At 42.6% G+C, this 17,858-nt stretch carries 10 protein-coding genes; all 10 read left to right on the top strand.

The annotated features are described in order from the left end of the window. Positions 1-504 precede the first annotated feature (504 nt). The 10 genes from BSCG_RS20865 (at position 505) to BSCG_RS20910 (ending at position 17,850) form a co-directional block, all read left to right on the top strand. Positions 505-1,056, top strand: coding sequence for an RNA polymerase sigma factor (locus tag BSCG_RS20865; RefSeq protein WP_004311175.1), 552 nt, complete (start codon positions 505-507; stop codon positions 1,054-1,056). 161 nt (positions 1,057-1,217) lie between these two features. Then, the gene (locus tag BSCG_RS20870; protein ID WP_008646537.1) at positions 1,218-2,336 is read left to right on the top strand and encodes a FecR family protein; all 1,119 of its coding nucleotides are present in this window, start codon (positions 1,218-1,220) and stop codon (positions 2,334-2,336) included. Between the two features lie 162 nt (positions 2,337-2,498). Next, positions 2,499-5,885: a TonB-dependent receptor gene (locus BSCG_RS20875; protein WP_032849369.1), complete on the top strand. Its 3,387-nt coding sequence runs from the start codon at positions 2,499-2,501 to the stop codon at positions 5,883-5,885. 12 nt (positions 5,886-5,897) lie between these two features. Further along, a complete protein-coding gene (locus tag BSCG_RS20880; protein ID WP_004311178.1) occupies positions 5,898-7,844 on the top strand; it encodes a RagB/SusD family nutrient uptake outer membrane protein in 1,947 nt (648 codons plus the stop codon). Between the two features lie 26 nt (positions 7,845-7,870). Beyond that, positions 7,871-9,172 carry a SusE domain-containing protein gene (locus BSCG_RS20885; RefSeq protein WP_050428039.1) on the top strand — a complete coding sequence of 434 codons (1,302 nt, stop codon included), beginning with the start codon at positions 7,871-7,873 and terminating at the stop codon, positions 9,170-9,172. Between the two features lie 72 nt (positions 9,173-9,244). Further along, entirely contained in the window at positions 9,245-10,816 is a 1,572-nt protein-coding gene (locus BSCG_RS20890; RefSeq protein WP_004311180.1) for a hypothetical protein, read from the top strand. Between the two features lie 13 nt (positions 10,817-10,829). Continuing rightward, positions 10,830-12,392: a hypothetical protein gene (locus tag BSCG_RS20895; protein WP_004311181.1), complete on the top strand. Its 1,563-nt coding sequence runs from the start codon at positions 10,830-10,832 to the stop codon at positions 12,390-12,392. Between the two features lie 81 nt (positions 12,393-12,473). Next, entirely contained in the window at positions 12,474-14,531 is a 2,058-nt protein-coding gene (locus BSCG_RS20900) for an alpha-galactosidase (protein WP_008646532.1), read from the top strand. A gap of 154 nt (positions 14,532-14,685) precedes the next feature. Beyond that, entirely contained in the window at positions 14,686-16,479 is a 1,794-nt protein-coding gene (locus tag BSCG_RS20905) for a glycoside hydrolase family 2 protein (protein WP_008646531.1), read from the top strand. A 93-nt stretch (positions 16,480-16,572) separates the two neighbouring features. Further along, on the top strand, positions 16,573-17,850 hold the full coding sequence (locus tag BSCG_RS20910) for a hypothetical protein (RefSeq protein ID WP_004311184.1): 1,278 nt from the start codon (positions 16,573-16,575) through the stop codon (positions 17,848-17,850). Positions 17,851-17,858: the final 8 nt, after the last annotated feature.

Genomic DNA, 17,858 nt, shown 5'->3' with positions numbered 1-17,858 from the left:
TAAATGAAACTTGCGTTTATAAAAACAAAGCTTGCATTTATATGATCAGAATTTGCGTTTATAGTTTCCGTACTATCGGAAATAACTTTACTATTAGACGAAAGTAACTTTACTCCTAATGAAACAGAACTTATCTATTAATAGATTGGAGATGAAGTAGTGGGTTACAATGACTAGTCAACTAAATTGAAAAAGAACCACTAGAGTAAGGACGATACAGCATTCAGAGAGAAAAATTCGGTGAAAAGAAGAGCCTTCACCCGCTACCATCGATGAATAAAGGGTTTCGACGAAAAGGTGAAAGGTGAACCCCATGTTTGAAAACTTATTGCGTGAGGCGTAAAAGAATCTGTCTCTGATGGCACGTCCTACCAAGTTACTTTTTAATCTTTCGTAATTGATAACTTTTAATTCGTTTTTGTGGTTTTTTATTTTTATAATTGCTAATATACTACTATATTTGGCACAATTTTGTTAATTAGAAATAATCTGTAAAACACTTCCGTGAAACCTGAAAGTAATGACATAGACAGAATTATAAACAGTGATGAAGCGGCTTTTTGCCGTTTTATGGAACGTTATTCTTCACGTCTATATCATTATGTTTTTGCTTTGATTGGTCAAAAGGAACCGGCTGAAGAGGTTGTAAGTGATGTTTTCTATGAGGTTTGGAAAAACAGAAAAACCTTGGGTGGTATAGAAAATATGAATGCCTGGATACAGACGATTACTTATCGGAAAGCTATTTCTTATTTGAGGAAGGAAACGGGAAAAACTGAATTATCGCTTGACGGTATAGGGGATTTTATATTTGCTCCTATCCAGTCACCTGACGAGGCGATGATTAGTAAAGAGGAGATGGAGAAAATAAACAATGCTATCCAACAGCTACCACCTAAATGTAAACATGTCTTTTTCTTGGCGAAGATAGAAGGGTTACCTTATAAAGAGATTGCAGACATATTAAATATATCTGTGAAGACTATCAATAATCATATTGCTTTTGCTTTAGAAGAAATTGCTAAAAATCTGAATCTGGTTTTGCGTAAGAAATGATAGAAGGTATACTGTTAATTGTCTGTATTTTAATGGCTTAATTGTTTAAAAGAGCTTCTTGCTATTTTTACTTTTCGAGAAAAATAAAAAAAGTTCATTTTTAACTAGGAGATTTTTTTTAATGTTGCGTCTTTATTTATAAAACAACATTAAAGAAGATTATGGACTTAAAAGGATACCATTGCCTTGCTGATTTATTTGGTAAACTGAATTCTCAAGAAAAGCTTGAGGATGATTTTACTACTATACCTGAAGGCGGGAAACTGAAATTCTTTTGGGAAAAATGCGGGCATGAAAAGATTGATGCTTCTTCTATAATAGAGCGAACCAAACAAAAGATCCGGAGAGATGTAATGAGGCGTCGAAGAAATTATTTCTTAGTAGCTTCTGCTTCTGTCGCAGCTTCTATTTTAATTTGTATTTCAACCATCCACTTCTTAACTCATAGTGAAAACACTAATTTAGATTTTCAGGCTATTGCCGAACAGATGGACAGCCAGTCTGTTGAAGAAGTGACTCTTATCACTGCTAAAGAACAGCTCAATTTGGATGAGGATGCTTTTGTTACCTATTCAAAAGAAGGAAAGGTTACTGTTAATTCTAAAGTAATAAGAGAAAAAGAGGAAAAGAAAGTAAAGGCCGAACCGGAATATAACCAGTTACTTGTTCCTGCAGGGAAAAGAGTGCGGGTTGAACTGTCTGACGGAACCCGATTGGTTGTCAACTCTCAATCAAAAGTGATTTATCCTTGTCGTTTTAATGGAGATATTCGTAAAATATATGCCCAGGGAGAGGTGTTTCTGGAAGTTGCTCATGATAAGCAACACCCTTTCATTGTAGAATCTGAAGATTTCAAATTACGGGTATTAGGTACGAAGTTTAATATTTCAAACTACAAGGGGGGGGCAACTAATATTGTATTGGTGGAAGGTTCTGTTGAGGTGACCGATAGGAATGAGAGAAAAGCGCAACTGGTACCTAGTGATTTGCTGAATATAGCCAATGGCGCAATTGCCTATCAGAAGCAAGTGGACGTAGCCGAATATATTAGCTGGGTGGATGGTGTCATGTTGTTAAATGGTAATGATTTATCTCATATCATTCAGAAGTTGAGTATTTATTATGGCATTCCTATTCAATGCGATCCGATGGTAGGTAAAGAAAAGGTTTATGGAAAACTGGATTTGAAAGATGATATTGATGAGGTGATTGAATGTATCCGGCAGACAATCCCTATTGAAGTAGAAAAAAGTGATACTAGTATATACTTGAGTAAATAATGACAATTTAATTAATCTTATAAAACCAATATAGCCTATGAGAAACAGATAATACTATTCATGATACACAAAAAAATCGGATAAATATTGGCGTATTTACCCGATATTAATTCCTTCGTTAAATCAATAAATCCAAAATTGTTAACCTAAAAAGAAATTTTTATGGTAAAGAAAAGTATTTTTTTACACTTAAAGAAAAGACTTAAGCTTTTTTGCATTATAAACGTCTTTTTTATGATTCCATTTTCTTCATTCGGTGCTAATTCTATTAGTTGGAATTCCGAAGAAGATCTATTCTCAGTACAGTATGAGAATGCTACAGTTAAAGATATCTTAGATTATATCGAGAAACATAGTAAGTACATATTTATTTATTCAGAGAATGTGAAAAAGAATCTGAATAACAAAGTCTCCATTTCAGTTTCCAATAAGAAAATAGATGCTGTATTAAATGAGCTGTTCTCAAAAACGGGGTTGAATTATAAAATGTCGGGAAGACAGATTACGATTTCAGTGCCGGAACAGGCTCCTGCGATAAAGCAAGTTCGAGGTTTTAAGATTGTGGGTAACGTTACCGATGAGAAGGGTGAACCTTTGATTGGTGTTTCAATCTTTATGAAAAAAGACTCTACGGTGAATGCGATAACAGATATGAATGGTGCATATAGCATTGCTGTGCCGGATAAATATGCTGAACTTTCCTTCCGCTATATCGGCTTTGTCCCGAAAGATGAAAAGGTCAATAATCGTAGAGTACTGAATGTGATAATGGTAGAAGATGTTGGTCAGTTAGATGAAGTTGTTGTTGTGGCTTATGGCGCACAAAAGAAAGAGTCTGTAGTGGGTTCTATCACAACTGTTGAACCGGCAAAATTGAATGTTTCTACTTCCCGTTCATTGAGTAACAATTTGGCTGGCACAGTGACAGGTGTGATTGGTGTGCAGCGTTCCGGAGAACCGGGATACGATAACTCTTCGTTTTGGATCCGTGGTATCAGTACCTTTCAGGATGTGGGTAAAGACCCATTGGTGCTGGTAGATGGTATTGAACGTAGCCTGAATAATATTGATGTAGAAGAAATCGAGTCGTTCTCCGTATTGAAAGATGCGGCTGCCAGTGCAGTGTATGGTGTACGTGGTGCGAATGGTGTGATTTTGATTAATACCAAGCGCGGACATGTGGGTAAGCCTCGGGTAGTGGTGAAATCGGAATTTGCGTTCACGCAACCGATAAAACTTCCCAGCTATATCGGGGCTGCCGATTATATGCAGTTGCTGGATGATGTATTGGATGATACCGGACAGTCTCCGATGTATGCCGACCGGATTGCCAAAACACGTGCGGGATATGACCCCGATTTGTATCCTGATGTAAACTGGATTGATGCTATTTCTAGAGACCATGCTGCCAACCAACGTATTACAGTAGATGTATCCGGTGGTTCGGAAAATTTGCGTTATTCGTTTGTGGCTGCGGTTTACAACGAACGTGGCATTCTTACACGCGACAAGAGCCTGGATTGGGATCCTACTATCAAATTGCAACGTTACAATGTACGTTCCAATGTTGACTTGAAACTCTCTCCCACCACTCAAGTTCGTTTTAATATCGGGGGATATCTTCAGGATCGTAACTCTTCACCTGAAAGTACGGACCAAATTTTCAGCCGTGCGTTCCGTTTCACTCCCTTCATGTTTCCCATCCGCTATTCATCCGGTGAGATTCCTGCTTGGCAGGAAGAGGGTAATCCTTGGGCAATGGCTACTCAGAGCGGTTTCGCCCGTTCCACTGCCAGTAAGATTGAGACGCTGTTTTCTCTGGAGCAAGACCTGAAATTTTTGACTCCCGGTTTGAAAATAAAAGGAACTTTCTCATTTGACCGTTATTCTACCGGCAAAGTGACTCGTTCCAAGAAAATAGAATATTGGAATGCCGCTAGCGGCAGAAACGAAGAGGGCGAATTGATTCTGGCCCAAAAACAACAAGGTGGTAACTTCTTGGGTACTTCCAAATCGGCAGAATATGGTGACAAGAGTATCTATATGGAAGCCAGCCTGAATTATGACCGTACCTTTGCTGACAAACATGCCGTATCTGCCATGCTACTCTTCAACCGTCGCCATTACGATAAGGGGGAATCGCTGCCTTACCGTAATCAGGGATTGGCCGGACGTGCTTCATATACCTACAGTGGAAAGTATGTAGCCGAATTCAATTTTGGGTACAACGGTACTGAAAACTTCGCCAAAGGAAAACGCTATGGTTTCTTTCCGTCGGCTGCTGTTGGCTGGATTGTTTCGGAAGAACCTTTCATGCAGCCTTTTCGCAACACGATTTCTAAATTGAAGTTGCGTGCTTCCTACGGACAGGTAGGTAATGCTAATCTGAAAGGACGTCGTTTCGCCTATATATCCACTATCCTTGATCAATGGAATGATGTGCCTGACTTATACCGTTGGGGGTTGGACGGAGATTATGGACGTAATAACATGGTAGAGGGCGACTTCGGTATTCCTGACTTGACTTGGGAAATTGTAAACAAAGCCAACGTTGGCTTGGAACTGGGTCTGTTCAATGGTATGGTAGACCTTCAGGTAGATTTTTTCGACGAACGCCGTAACAACATCCTTGTAGAGTTGAACTCTATTCCTGCTACCTCCGGTTTCTATAGGAACCCATGGGGCAACCGTGGTAAAGTGAAGAATCAGGGAGCGGAAGTAACGTTGAATGTCAACAAGCAAATCGGCAAAGATTTCTTTATCGGTCTGATGGGTAGCTTCACTTATGCCCATAATGAAATCATCGACAAAGATGAACCTTTGGGAACCATTGGAACAACTCGTGCTGAAACCGGTCATCCGGTAGGGCAGATTTTCGGCTATGTCCACGACCGTTTGTTTACAGAAGATGATTTTAAAGATGTGGAGAACGGAGTTTTGAAAGATGGTGTTCCGAAACAAACTTTTACAGCAAAAGTTCGCCCGGGTGATATCAAGTATGTGGATCTGGACAAGAACGGATTTATCGATACTTATGACCAAATGGCTATCGGAGGTACCGAGAATCCGGAGATAGTTTACGGATTCGGAGTGAATTTACGCTGGAAAGAGCTTGACTTTGGAGCAATGTTTCAGGGTATTGGACGTACTTGGCGTATCCTTTCTTCAAATATTATGCCGGCATCCAATAAAGGCTCCATGTATAATATCTTTGATAACTATCAAGACCGTTGGACGGTGGATAACCAAAGCCAGGATGTATTCTATCCGCGTGCCGATTACGGACCGAATGCCAATAATAGCCAGAAGTCTACCTGGTGGTTGCGCAATATGAGTTTCCTGCGTCTGAAAAATTTAGAATTAGGATACTCCTGTCCGAAGAAATGGTTGCAGGGGTTTGTGATTTCCAATGCCCGTGTTTTCGTGCGTGGAACGAACCTGCTAACCTTCTCCAAGTTCAATCTGTGGGATCCGGAGCTGGCAACCGGTGACGGTGCTAAATATCCGGCTATGAAATCAGTATCAGTAGGTTTTGACATTACTTTCTAAAATAAATATGATATGAAAAACAGAATTATTACATATATATTATTGGGCGTTTTGGGTGTATTGCCTTTAACTTCATGCTCTGATTATCTGGACAAAATGCCGGATGACCAGCTGACATTGGAGAATGTATTTTCCAACAGGGGCAATCTGGAACGTTGGCTTTCCTATCTCTATTCTGTAATGCCGGAGTTTTATATTTATGACGGTCCGGACGCCATTGGTGACGAACTTGCACCTTCTGTAGGGTGGGAGTCACAGGGATTTAAGGCGATTCAGTATCAGAATGGAAACTGGACGCCTATCAGTCCGGGAGTAGTGACTTATTGGGATAAGTATCCAAAGGCAATTCGTCAAGCATACACTTTGATTAAATATGCGCATCCTTTGTCCGATGTATCTGAAAAGGAGATTAATTATATGAAAGCGGAGTGTCGTTTTTTCATTGCTTACTACCACGCTATGATGGCGATGACGTACGGAGCAGTTCCTATTATTCGGGAAGCGGCTGTAGAACTATCGGGGGAATCTTTATTACTGAAACAAGAACCTTTTGATGTTGTTGTAGACTGGGCGGCTAACGAGTTGTTGGAAGCTTCCCGACAGTTACCCGCTTCTTATGACGAAGCCAATAAATACGGTCGTATCACTTCACTGATTTGTCTTGCTATGCGTGCCCGTTTGCTGACGTTTGCTGCCAGTGATTTGGTGAATCCTAGTCCTGGGAAAGATATGGATCCTGAAATGCAGGCTATGACTAATGTAGATGGAGTGAAAATCTTTAATTCCACTTTCAATGAAAATCATTGGAAACGGGCAAAAGACGCCAATAAACTGCTGATTGAAGAAGCCGAGAAAGCGGGACACGCTTTATATAAGGAATATTTGTCTGATGGAGTAACTATTGATCCGTTCCTTTCTTATCAGAACATGATGATGCTTCGTTATAAGGAAGGCAATACGGAAATTATTTTCCCGCGTACTAAGGATAATGCAGGTTGGTTTGACGACCAAGCTCTTCCTCGTGGTGCTGGTGGGTCTGGTTCGCTAGGTGTTACTCAGTTGCTGGTGGACGATTTCTTTATGAAAGACGGTAAAATGCCTATCTTAGGATACAACAATAGTGGTGAAACACAAACAGCCATTGTTGATTTGGAGTCCGGATATAGTGAAACAGGTTATTCTACAGAAGATGATGTGCGTGCTACTAATTGGCATTATGCCGTAGCCGGTTCCAAAGCTAGTGGAGACCGTCATGTCGTTGCTCCAAAGAATACGTTCAATATGTATTGTAATCGTGAACCTCGTTTCTATATTTCGGTGGTCTACAACGAACAGTACCATTGGGGGAAAGGGAAAGCGACCAACTTCTTTTTTAATGGTGAAGATGGGCAGCCGTCGCACGATAACCCGTCAGCCGGTTACCTGATTCGGAAGCATGTTGATCCTACTTTCGTTCATTCAACGAATACCGGTAGCTATAAGTCGCGTCAAGGTATTCTTTATCGCCTTGCTGAAGCCTATCTGAGCTATGCAGAATCAGCACTCGAGTATAGTATTGCTAAAGGTACTTATGATGCCGACAAGACAGATATTGTGAAATACATTGATAAAATTCGTGAAAGAGCCGGCATTCCGCAATATGCAGCAGGAGAAAAAAAGCTCGGAATTCCTACCGACCCGGAAGAGATGCGTAAACTGATTCGTCGTGAGAGAAGAGTTGAGATGAACTGCGAAGGTGGTTTGCGCTGGTTCGACCTGCGTCGCTGGAAAGAGGCGGAGAATGTGCTGAATGGTAACTTCTATGGTATGAACATGCTGGCTGAAAAGGGGAATAGAGATGAGTTTTATAAACGTGTGCGTTATCAAACTCGTAAGTTCAAAAGTTATTGGTGGCCGATACCTCAGGATGAGATAGACAAGAATCCGAACTTGAAACAGATGCCGGGTTGGATGAATTGATTAACACTATAAAATCAATAAGAAATATGAGAAACAAACTATTTTATGCATATCTGCCATTGGTAGTACTGTTTATCCTTGGCGGATGTAAAGATGATAAAGAAGCTGATTTGACATGGCTCACCAACCCCGGTGAGAAGATGGAACTGACTGTTTCGGCTACCGATATAGAATTAGATAGGGACAGACCGAATGAAGTGGCGGTGAGTTTTGAGTGGACACCGGCTCGTGAGATGCCCGAAGACTATGCTATCTCTTATGTGACTAAAATAGATATTGAAGGACACGAGTTTGAAAGCTGTGTACGTGTTGATGAGGACTATGGAGTATTTAATAAGAGTTATACCACTGAAGAGCTGCAAATGTTGCTGGTGGATAAGTGGGGACAGAACTACTCCAAAGTGGTGCCCGTGCAGTTTCGTGTCATTGCAAAATGGGAGGGTGGTCCCCGTTATGCTATGCCCGAAGTGCGTACTGTTACTGTAAATGTGCGTCCTTACCGTCCATTGGTATGGGAAGCCAATCGCATTGTTCTTTCCGGAACTTCTACCGACAATGATAAGCTGGTAATGAGCAAAACCATGGAGAATGAGTTCCAATATGCGTTTGTACAAGATTTAGTGCAGGGTGAGATGGGGATTGCTTTGGAAACAGAACAGGGTGAATCTTATATCCAACTGGCAGAAGGCGTTAACAACTGGGTAGACGGTGAAGAGGTAGATGTTGTATTGGGAGATGAGCCTGCGATGCTGAATTTGCCTAAAGACGGAGAATATCGTGTAATATTGAACACGGAAACCCGGAAACTGAAAATTTACTCACCGGATAAGAAGCTGGAACCATATAAGGCGCATTTTAAGGATAAACTTAATGGATGGCATGATGTAGATGTTACCAACCTTTGGGCATATGGCGACATTACCAAGTGGGGGAATGATCTGAAGGGCGGCGGCTTCAAGCCGAGTTTGGTCGATCCGCAACTGCTTGTCGGCAAGATTTCATGGACTTCCGCTTGGGGAGGCGGTTCGGATAAGAAAGAAAACGGTAAGTTTGTTCTTGATGTTCCGCATTTCGAAGGCGGTTATCCCGGTGGTCCCCATTTCTCATGGTGTCTTGTTCCTGTAATTCCTGACGATATACTTGCGCTGGACAAGAGTGATAGCCGATGGAAATACAAGCAAGAGTTGAAACTGAACACCTGGACACCTATCCATGCGGAAAGCGAAGCTCGTGAACAGTATCGTGAAGCTATGTTCACATGGTACATGAGACCGTTGCTCACCATCGTCGACTTAAGAAATATGCGGATATACATGAGCGAATATTAAAGTCATTTACTGAAGAGGGTGTGCCTGCCCTGTTTTTAGGGCGGCATATCCTTCTTTTTAAAGAATAATTATATGAGAATGAACTGGAAACGAATAATGATGCCTTTGGGAGTGTTGCTCTTCGGGGCTATGGTAGCAATTGCCTGCTCGGATAGTGAAAGTGAAACGGGAAATACCGGTGATGGGGATTTGCCTGCCGAGAATGTAACGGTGCGGATTAACCCTAATAAGACACGTGTTCTTCGGAATCCTCTGAATGGCTGGGTACTGTATCTGGCGCGTGAGAAAAACGAGACATTTTGGGAAGAAAGAGGCTATGACCACATGTATGTACCCGATCTGGCAAAATACGTAAAAGTCTCCGATTACGCTTCTTCCTGCTACTTGCGTACGAATTGGAAGACATTGGAGCCCCAAAAGGGAAAATATGCTTGGGATGACCCTAGCTCCGATATCTCACGTATCATTAAAAGTGTACATGATAGAGGATTACGTATCGCCTTGCGTGTACTGGTGGATGGGCGCGACCAAAAACAGAATACTCCTGAGTTCGTATTCGATGAAGGCTGTAAATGGTATAATACAGCAAACAATAAGTGTCCTTATCCTGATGACCAAGTGTTCCAAAAGCACTATGGAGAGTTTATCGAGGCTTTTGCCCGCCAATACAATGACCCCGATAAGGTAGATTTTATTGACGGTTACGGATTGGGTAAATGGGGAGAGTCGCACGCTATGATTTATGCTAACGATGGAAATAAGTTTCAGGTAATGGAGTGGATTACAGCGTTGTATGCACGTCATTTCACGAAAGTGCCTCTGGTGATCAACTATCACCGTATGTTGGGCGATACTTATCAGGATTCTTGGCAGGAAACAGTGCCGCCTGATGCGGAGCCGTTGCTGAACATAGCCCTCAATAACGGATACATCCTGCGTCACGACGCTTTTGGTATGAGTGGCTATTATAAAGATTGGGAGAAAAATATTGCCTTGAAATACAGATATAAGCTTCCTATCATTATGGAAGGTGGATGGGTGACCGACACGCACCGTTATTGGTATTTCGATGATGCTTATCGTTATCGGGAAGGTCATCCCGAAGATGTCCGCAAGGGAGAGTTTGAAGATTCCATGCTGGCATGTGTCAATACGATGGACTTCCGTTTGGGTGAAACGGAATCATGGTTTGAAAAAACGTTCTCTTATGTACAGCGTTTTATAGCGGAAGGCGGTTACCGTCTCTATCCGGACATGGTTTCTTTGCCTGTTTCGGCAAATGGTGGTCAGGATGTTACTGTTGTTCACCGCTGGCGCAATATGGGTTGGGGATATTGTCCTACTAATATCAGAACTTGGAATCAGAAATATAAAGTGGCTTTTGCATTGCTGAATGATAATAATGAAGTGAAAAAGATATTTGTGGACGAGCAAACCGACCTGTCGACTTGGCTGAAGGAAGCCCCGACTACTTATACCACCAAGTTGAATCTGAAAGGCGTTTCTGTTGGTGCCTATTCATGGGCGGTAGGTTTGGTGGACGTTACCAAAGACAATGAAATCGGACTCGAAATGGCCGTGAACAAGGATGCCAACCTACTGGATTCCGGTTGGTTGAAATTACAGACACTTACGGTAAAATAAGTAAATACGTATAATGAGTTGTATGATTAAAGGTAAAATGAGATCAGGACTTTTGATGCCTATATTTTTAGGGTCGTTTGCGCTTCAAGCCGCTGCCATAAGCGGCGGGTCGGATGCCGGAACCTTGAAACAGAACTTGGCACGGGATAACAAGATAATAAGAATAGAACCAGACAGGCAGCGCTTGTTGCGTAACCCACAAACCGGCTGGGTGCTTTATGCCACCCCCGGTGTGAAGGAAGATTTCTGGGAGAAGTGTGACAATATGCAGGTACCCGGTGTGGGAACGGTAAAGGTGTCCGATTATGCCCATACTCTTTATATCCGTACCAGTTGGAGGAAGTTGAATCCTGAAGAAAACGTTTATGGCTGGAATACGGATCCCATGCTGAAAATGCTGATTGAGGGAGCACGTGCAAGAAAAATGCGTCTTGCTTTCCGGGTGGTGGTCGACAGCCGTGATAAAGGCTATGACTTTACGCCCGACTTTGTGCGGGAGGCTGGTACGAAGGGCTTCGTGTGGAGAGGAAGATGGTCACCTTATCCTGATGACCCTATTTTTCAAAAGTATTATGAAAAATTCGTTTGGGCTTTAGCCAAAGACTTTGGCAATCCTGACGAGGTGGACTTTATCGACGGAACAGGTCTGGGAAAGTGGGGCGAGTATCACACTACGCTTTATTCTACGGGAGATGAAAAGCCCCGTAAACCTGTACTTGACTGGCTGGCAGACTTGTATCTGAAAGCATTCAGAGACGTTCCGGTTGTCATCAACTATCATCGTTTTGTGGGTGCCGGTAAGGACTGGGACGATAATAAGTATGACCTTGACAGTGAGTTCTTGCTTGATGAAGTAGTTGAAAAAGGATATTCTTTGCGTCATGACGCATTCGGTATGGGGCTGTATTATGGTGAATGGGAACGTGACTTTGCCAAGAAATATTTCGGCGTTCGCCCCATACTGATGGAAGGCGGATGGATTACAGGCAAAATCCACAGCTTTTGGGTGGATCCCCGCAATTATCGGAAGGGACATCCCGAAGATGTGCGTCAGGGAGAATTCGATGATAGTAAAGAGGCGCGTGTCAATATGATGGACTTCCGTGTGGGTGAAACGGAATCGTGGTTTCACAATACATTCCCTCTTGTGCAACGGTTTATTTCGGAAGGCGGCTATCGTCTCTATCCGGATATGATTTCTTTACCTACAGATGTGGCAAAAAATCAGAAACTTCGGATTATACACCGTTGGAATAATCTTGGCTGGGGATATTGCCCCACCAATATTCCGCAATGGAACCAAAAATATAAAGTGGCTTTCGCGCTGATGGACAGTCGGAATAGGGTGCAGAAGGTGTTTGTGGACAAACAGACAGACTTATCCAAATGGATGCAAGGCATCCCTGCAGTTTACACTTTTGATTTACGTCTCAAAGGAGTAACTCCGGGGAGTTATTATTGGGCAGTGGGGCTTGTTGATACTACCAAGGATAATGCGATCGGCTTGGAAATGGCTGTGCCGGAGAACATGTTGAATGCCGGATGGGCTAAATTACAGGAAGTAACCGTAAGGTAACAGGCAATCAGCTACTTGATGGGGTTAACGAAAGGTTACAGGATTCGTGTACCTTGAAGAAATAATAATAACTTTTTAACCATGAAAAAACTATTGATAGTATTGGCCTTGGCCTGTACTCTGTCTTCTCTTTATGCACAGAAAACCTGCTATAGTGAGTTGAAGGGAGATACATTAGTGATTGGAAATGAGTGTATTGAACGAAAATTCATTTGGAATGACGGTAATCTTGTCACTTATAGTCTGAGCGATAAGGCAAACCGGAAAACAACTTTCACGGTAAAGCAGGCACCGGACTTCTTTATCTCCAAAGATACCCGGGAAGCTTCCAAAGGAGCTTGTCGGGTAGAAAAGGTGGCTGCGACTGATATTCATCCGGCCTACTTGAAGACGATAGTTACATTCTCTTTGGGAACATTGGATATACAACGGATTTATCGTATATATGACGGTTGTCCGGCCATAGCATGTGACACTTATCTGAAAGGGAGTGTTAACAGCGTTTTTGGCGGACGGGAAGAAAATGCGGCTGACCGGAAAAACATCGAGTTCGTTGAAGACATGAAATCCAAATCCGTTACGGCTATTTTGGATCAATTATATCTTAAAGGGCAGCATTGGCATGCCAAGGCTGTTGAATTTTGGGATGTGACAGATTGGAACAACAATTTGTTGGCAGAGAGGGATGTTATAGCCTATCGTAAAAACAGTTATCGGGGGAATTTGCTCTTTGTTCGAAACGGGGAAGAAGGCACCGGCTTTTTCTTTCTGAAAGAATCCCCTTGTTCCAGTGTCCAGTTAGCCTATAAAGGTGCTGATTTCATCGCAGAATTCGGAAAATTCATGATTACAGGACTGGGAATTACTGAAAAGAATATTCAGGAAGATACATGGACAAGAACATATAGTTGCGTCACAGGGGTATATGGCGATGGTGAATTGCAGGCACTGACAGCGCTCCGCAGTTACCAGAAGAATATTCGTCGTCATTTCCGGAATCGTGATGAAATGGTTATGATGAACACTTGGGGCGACCGTAGTCAGGACACAAAAGTCAATGAGGCATTTTGCCTGCAAGAGTTGGAACGTGCCGCAAAACTGGGAATCACTCATTTTCAAATAGATGATGGATGGCAGGTGGGCAAGAGCCCGAACTCAGCGGTAGCTAAAGGTTCTTTTAAGAATATCTGGGACAATAAGGACTATTGGAAACCGGATCCTGTCAAATATCCCCGCGGATTGGCTCCGATAGTAAAGAAAGGAAAGAAACTGGGCATTGAAATTGGTTTGTGGTTTAATCCGAGTGTGCAGAATGATTTTGTCGACTGGGAGAAAGATGCCGAAACACTGATAGGATTGTATCGTGAATATGGTATCCGTATTTTTAAGATTGACGGATTGACTATTCCTACCAAGAAAGCGGAGATTAATCTCCGGAACTTGTTTGATAAAGTATTGGCGGAAACGGATAATAAAGTCATGTTCAATTTGGATGCGACAGCCAGTCGGCGGGGAGGTTATCATATGTTCAACGAATATGGAAACATCTTTTTAGAGAACCGTTATACGGATTGGCAGAATTACTATCCGTACTGGACGCTTCGCAACCTGTGGATGCTGTCCAAATATGTTCCGGCAGAGAAATTACAAATCGAGTTTCTGAATAAATGGAGAAATACGGAGAAATATGGAGATGATCCGTTTGCCCCGCACCGATATTCTTTTGAATATTTGTTTGCGACCACTATGGCGGGGCAACCATTGGCATGGTTTGAGGCTTCCAACTTGCCGGAAGAAGCATTTGGCATTAGAGACTTAATGGAGAAGTATAAGAAAGTGCAGTATGATTTCCATCAAGGAACTATTTTACCGATTGGTGAAGAGCCTTCGGGGCGCTCGTGGACTGGATTTCAGTCTCTTTGTCATTCAAAAAACGGTTATCTCCTTATTTACAGGGAAGATAATGCACGGGAGGAGACATGGGTGGAAACATGGTTGCCCGAAGGTGCAGAAGTTATGTGTACGCCGATACTGGGGAATGGGAAACTGATGGTAACGACTGTCGGCAGAAAAGGAACAATAAAAGTCTCTCTACCTGAGAAGAATGACTTTATGCTATATCGCTATGAAATAAGATAATTATCCTGTTTACAGGCCATATATATCCAGCGTGGTGGGTATATAGATACACCACGCTGGATATATATACTCACCATGCTGGATATATATACTCAGTAACGTGAGCGTAAATCGTTGATAGTTAAGAATATTAATCTTATAAATAGATAATTTAATGCAAATCAGAAAAAAGACAATCGTGTGTATGTTGCTGTTTATCCTTTTTGTAGGGAATGCAGTAGCTCAAAACCTGATAACTAATGTATATGGTCGGGATATCCGTTCTTTAAACGGCAAATGGAATGCTATCATTGACTTGTATGACCAAGGTCGGGGAATGAAGGTATATAGAAATCAAAGTCCTAAAGGAAACACTGATTTCTATGAATATTCTTTTCAAGGAGGATTGCGGCTGAATGTTCCTGGTGACTGGAATTCACAAACGCCGGAGCTTAAATACTATGAAGGCACAGTATGGTATGCACGTCATTTTGATGCAAAGCGTTTGACACATAAACGTCAGTTCCTTTATTTCGGAGCTGTCAGCTATCGTTGCCGTGTTTATTTGAATGGGGCAGAGATCGGAAGTCATGAAGGAGGATTTACTCCCTTCCAGATAGAAGTGACGGACTTGCTGAATGAGGGAGAAAATTTTATTGCCATTGAAGTAAACAACCGTCGTACCAAAGATGCCATACCTGCCATGTCATTTGACTGGTGGAATTATGGCGGTATCACACGTGATGTATTATTGGTCACTACCCCACAAACTTATCTGGAAGACTATTTCATCCAACTGGATAAGGAATCTCCCAACCGGATGATTGCCAAAGTCGCTCTCTCGGACAAAAAGGCAGGTGAGAAGATTACGGTTTCTATCCCTGAACTGAAAACAAGCATTGATATGCTGACTGATGCCGAAGGAAAGGCTGAAACGGTATTCAATATAAAGAAGTTAGAACGTTGGTCGTCGGAGAATCCTAAACTTTATGAAGTAATCGTTTCCTCAGCCAATGATCGTGTAGAAGAACAAATCGGCTTCCGCAATATCACGGTGAAAGGAACGGATATTTATCTGAATGGCAAGCCGACATTTATGTGCAGCATTTCCTTTCATGAAGAAATCCCTCAGCGCATGGGGCGTGCTTTCTCGGAAGCAGATGCGGCGATGCTGCTGAATGAGGCAAAAGCGCTTGGCGTAAATATGATTCGGCTGGCACATTATCCGCAAAACGAATATACGGTGCGACTGGCAGAAAAGATGGGCTTTATCCTTTGGCAGGAGATACCTGTCTGGCAGGGTATTGACTTTACGAACAACAATACCCGTAAGAAAGCGCAAAGGATGTTGTCTGAAATGATAAAGCGTGACCAGAATCGCTGTGCAGTCGGATATTGGGGAATTGCCAATGAAACGCAGCCTTCCAAAGCACGGAATGAATTTCTTACCTCTTTGCTGGAAACAGGCAAACAATTGGATACGACCCGTTTGTATGTGGCTGCTTTCGATTTGGTACGTTTTAATCGTGAGAAGAAACGTTTTGTGATGGAAGATTCATTTACCTCACAACTGGATGTTGTAGCGGTCAACAAATACATGGGTTGGTATCATCCGTGGCCCATCGAGCCGGAAAATGCGGTATGGGAAGTAATACCGGATAAACCGCTGATTATATCGGAGTTTGGCGGTGAGGCATTATACGGGCAGTCGGGAGATGAAAATGTAGCAAGCTCCTGGAGTGAAGAATACCAAGCCCGGCTTTACAGAGACAATATCCGTATGTTCGACAATATACCGAATCTTCGGGGGGTATCTCCATGGATTTTATTTGATTTCCGTTCTCCGTTCCGTTTTCATCCGACCAATCAGGATGGCTGGAATCGTAAGGGATTAGTCTCGGATCAGGGAATACGCAAAAAGGCGTGGTACTTGATGAGGGAGTATTATAAAACAAAGTTTGGTGAGTAGAAATTAATTAGGATGTAATCTTAAATATCCATGAGACAAAATAGCTTTCGGTTTGTATGTTTGCTTTTTGGGCTTTCATTTCTTGGAGGAGAAATGAAAGCCCAACAGAAATCGGCCCATGAAACAGGGCTTCGCTCCAAGTCTACATCAGAACTTGCGGAACTGGAACAAGTTATCACAAAAGTAAATTATGATGAGAGTAAGGTGCCTGTCTATACGCTTCCTGATGTCCTGACCCTGACTAATGGCAGAAAAGTGACGACTAAAAAAGAATGGGTGGAAAAGCGGCGTCCGGAACTGCTCCGCCTGTTCGAAACTCAAATATATGGTAAAGCTCCAGTTCGCTCGAAGGACTTGCATTTCCGGCTACTGAACGAAGATAGAGAAGCTTTGGGCGGTTTGGCTACCCGTAAGGAAGTAGCCGTTTATCTCACAAAAGATGAGAAGCATTATCTGACAGTACTTATGTATCTGCCTAATCGGCGAAAAGGGACTGTTCCCATGTTTTTCGGAATAAATTTCAAAGGTAATCATGCCATTCACCCGGATGAGGGCATCACTTTCCCGTCAGAAGAGAGAATGATTGCTTATGGCAGAAAACGTATGTTTCCCCGGGGTAGTGCAGCTTCCAGATGGCCGGTAGAGATGTTGATGGAACATGGATATGGACTGGCCACTTTCTACCGTGGGGACATTGATCCGGATTTTGATGATGGTTTTCAGAACGGAGTTCATCCGTTGTACTACAAAAAGGGACAGACACGGCCTGCTGAAGATGAGTGGGGAACTCTGGCTGCCTGGGCATGGGGAATGAGTTGTGCGATGGATTATTTTGAAACGGATAAAGACATTGACGCCAAACGTATAGCCATCTTCGGACATTCACGTCTCGGAAAAACGACTTTATGGGCCGGTGCGATAGACCCACGTTTTGCTTTGGTTATTTCTAATGATTCCGGTTGTGGTGGTGCGGCATTGTCGCGGAGAAAGTTCGGAGAGACTGTACGGGCTGTGAACTGTCAGTTTACACATTGGTTTTGCCGGAATTTCTGGCAATACAATGATAAAGAAGACACTCTTCCTGTCGACCAGCATGAATTGATTGCTCTGATGGCTCCCCGTCCGGTCTATATTGCCAGTGCGGAAGAAGACCGCTGGGCTGACCCGAAAGGGGAATTTCTTTCCGGTGTATATGCCTCTCCTGTTTATGAGTTGTTCGGGCTGCCGGGATTGCCGGTAAAAGAAATGCCGGCTGTTAATCAGCCTGTATTGTCAGGCACTATAGGTTATCATATCCGTTCGGGAAAACATGATATTAATCTGTATGACTGGACGCAGTTTGTGAAGTTTGCCGATAAACATTTGAAGTAAGATCACTA

It is taken from the genome of Bacteroides sp. 2_2_4 (assembly GCF_000157055.1).
Taxonomy (GTDB): domain Bacteria; phylum Bacteroidota; class Bacteroidia; order Bacteroidales; family Bacteroidaceae; genus Bacteroides; species Bacteroides ovatus.
This window is presented reverse-complemented; position numbering and strand designations above follow the sequence as displayed.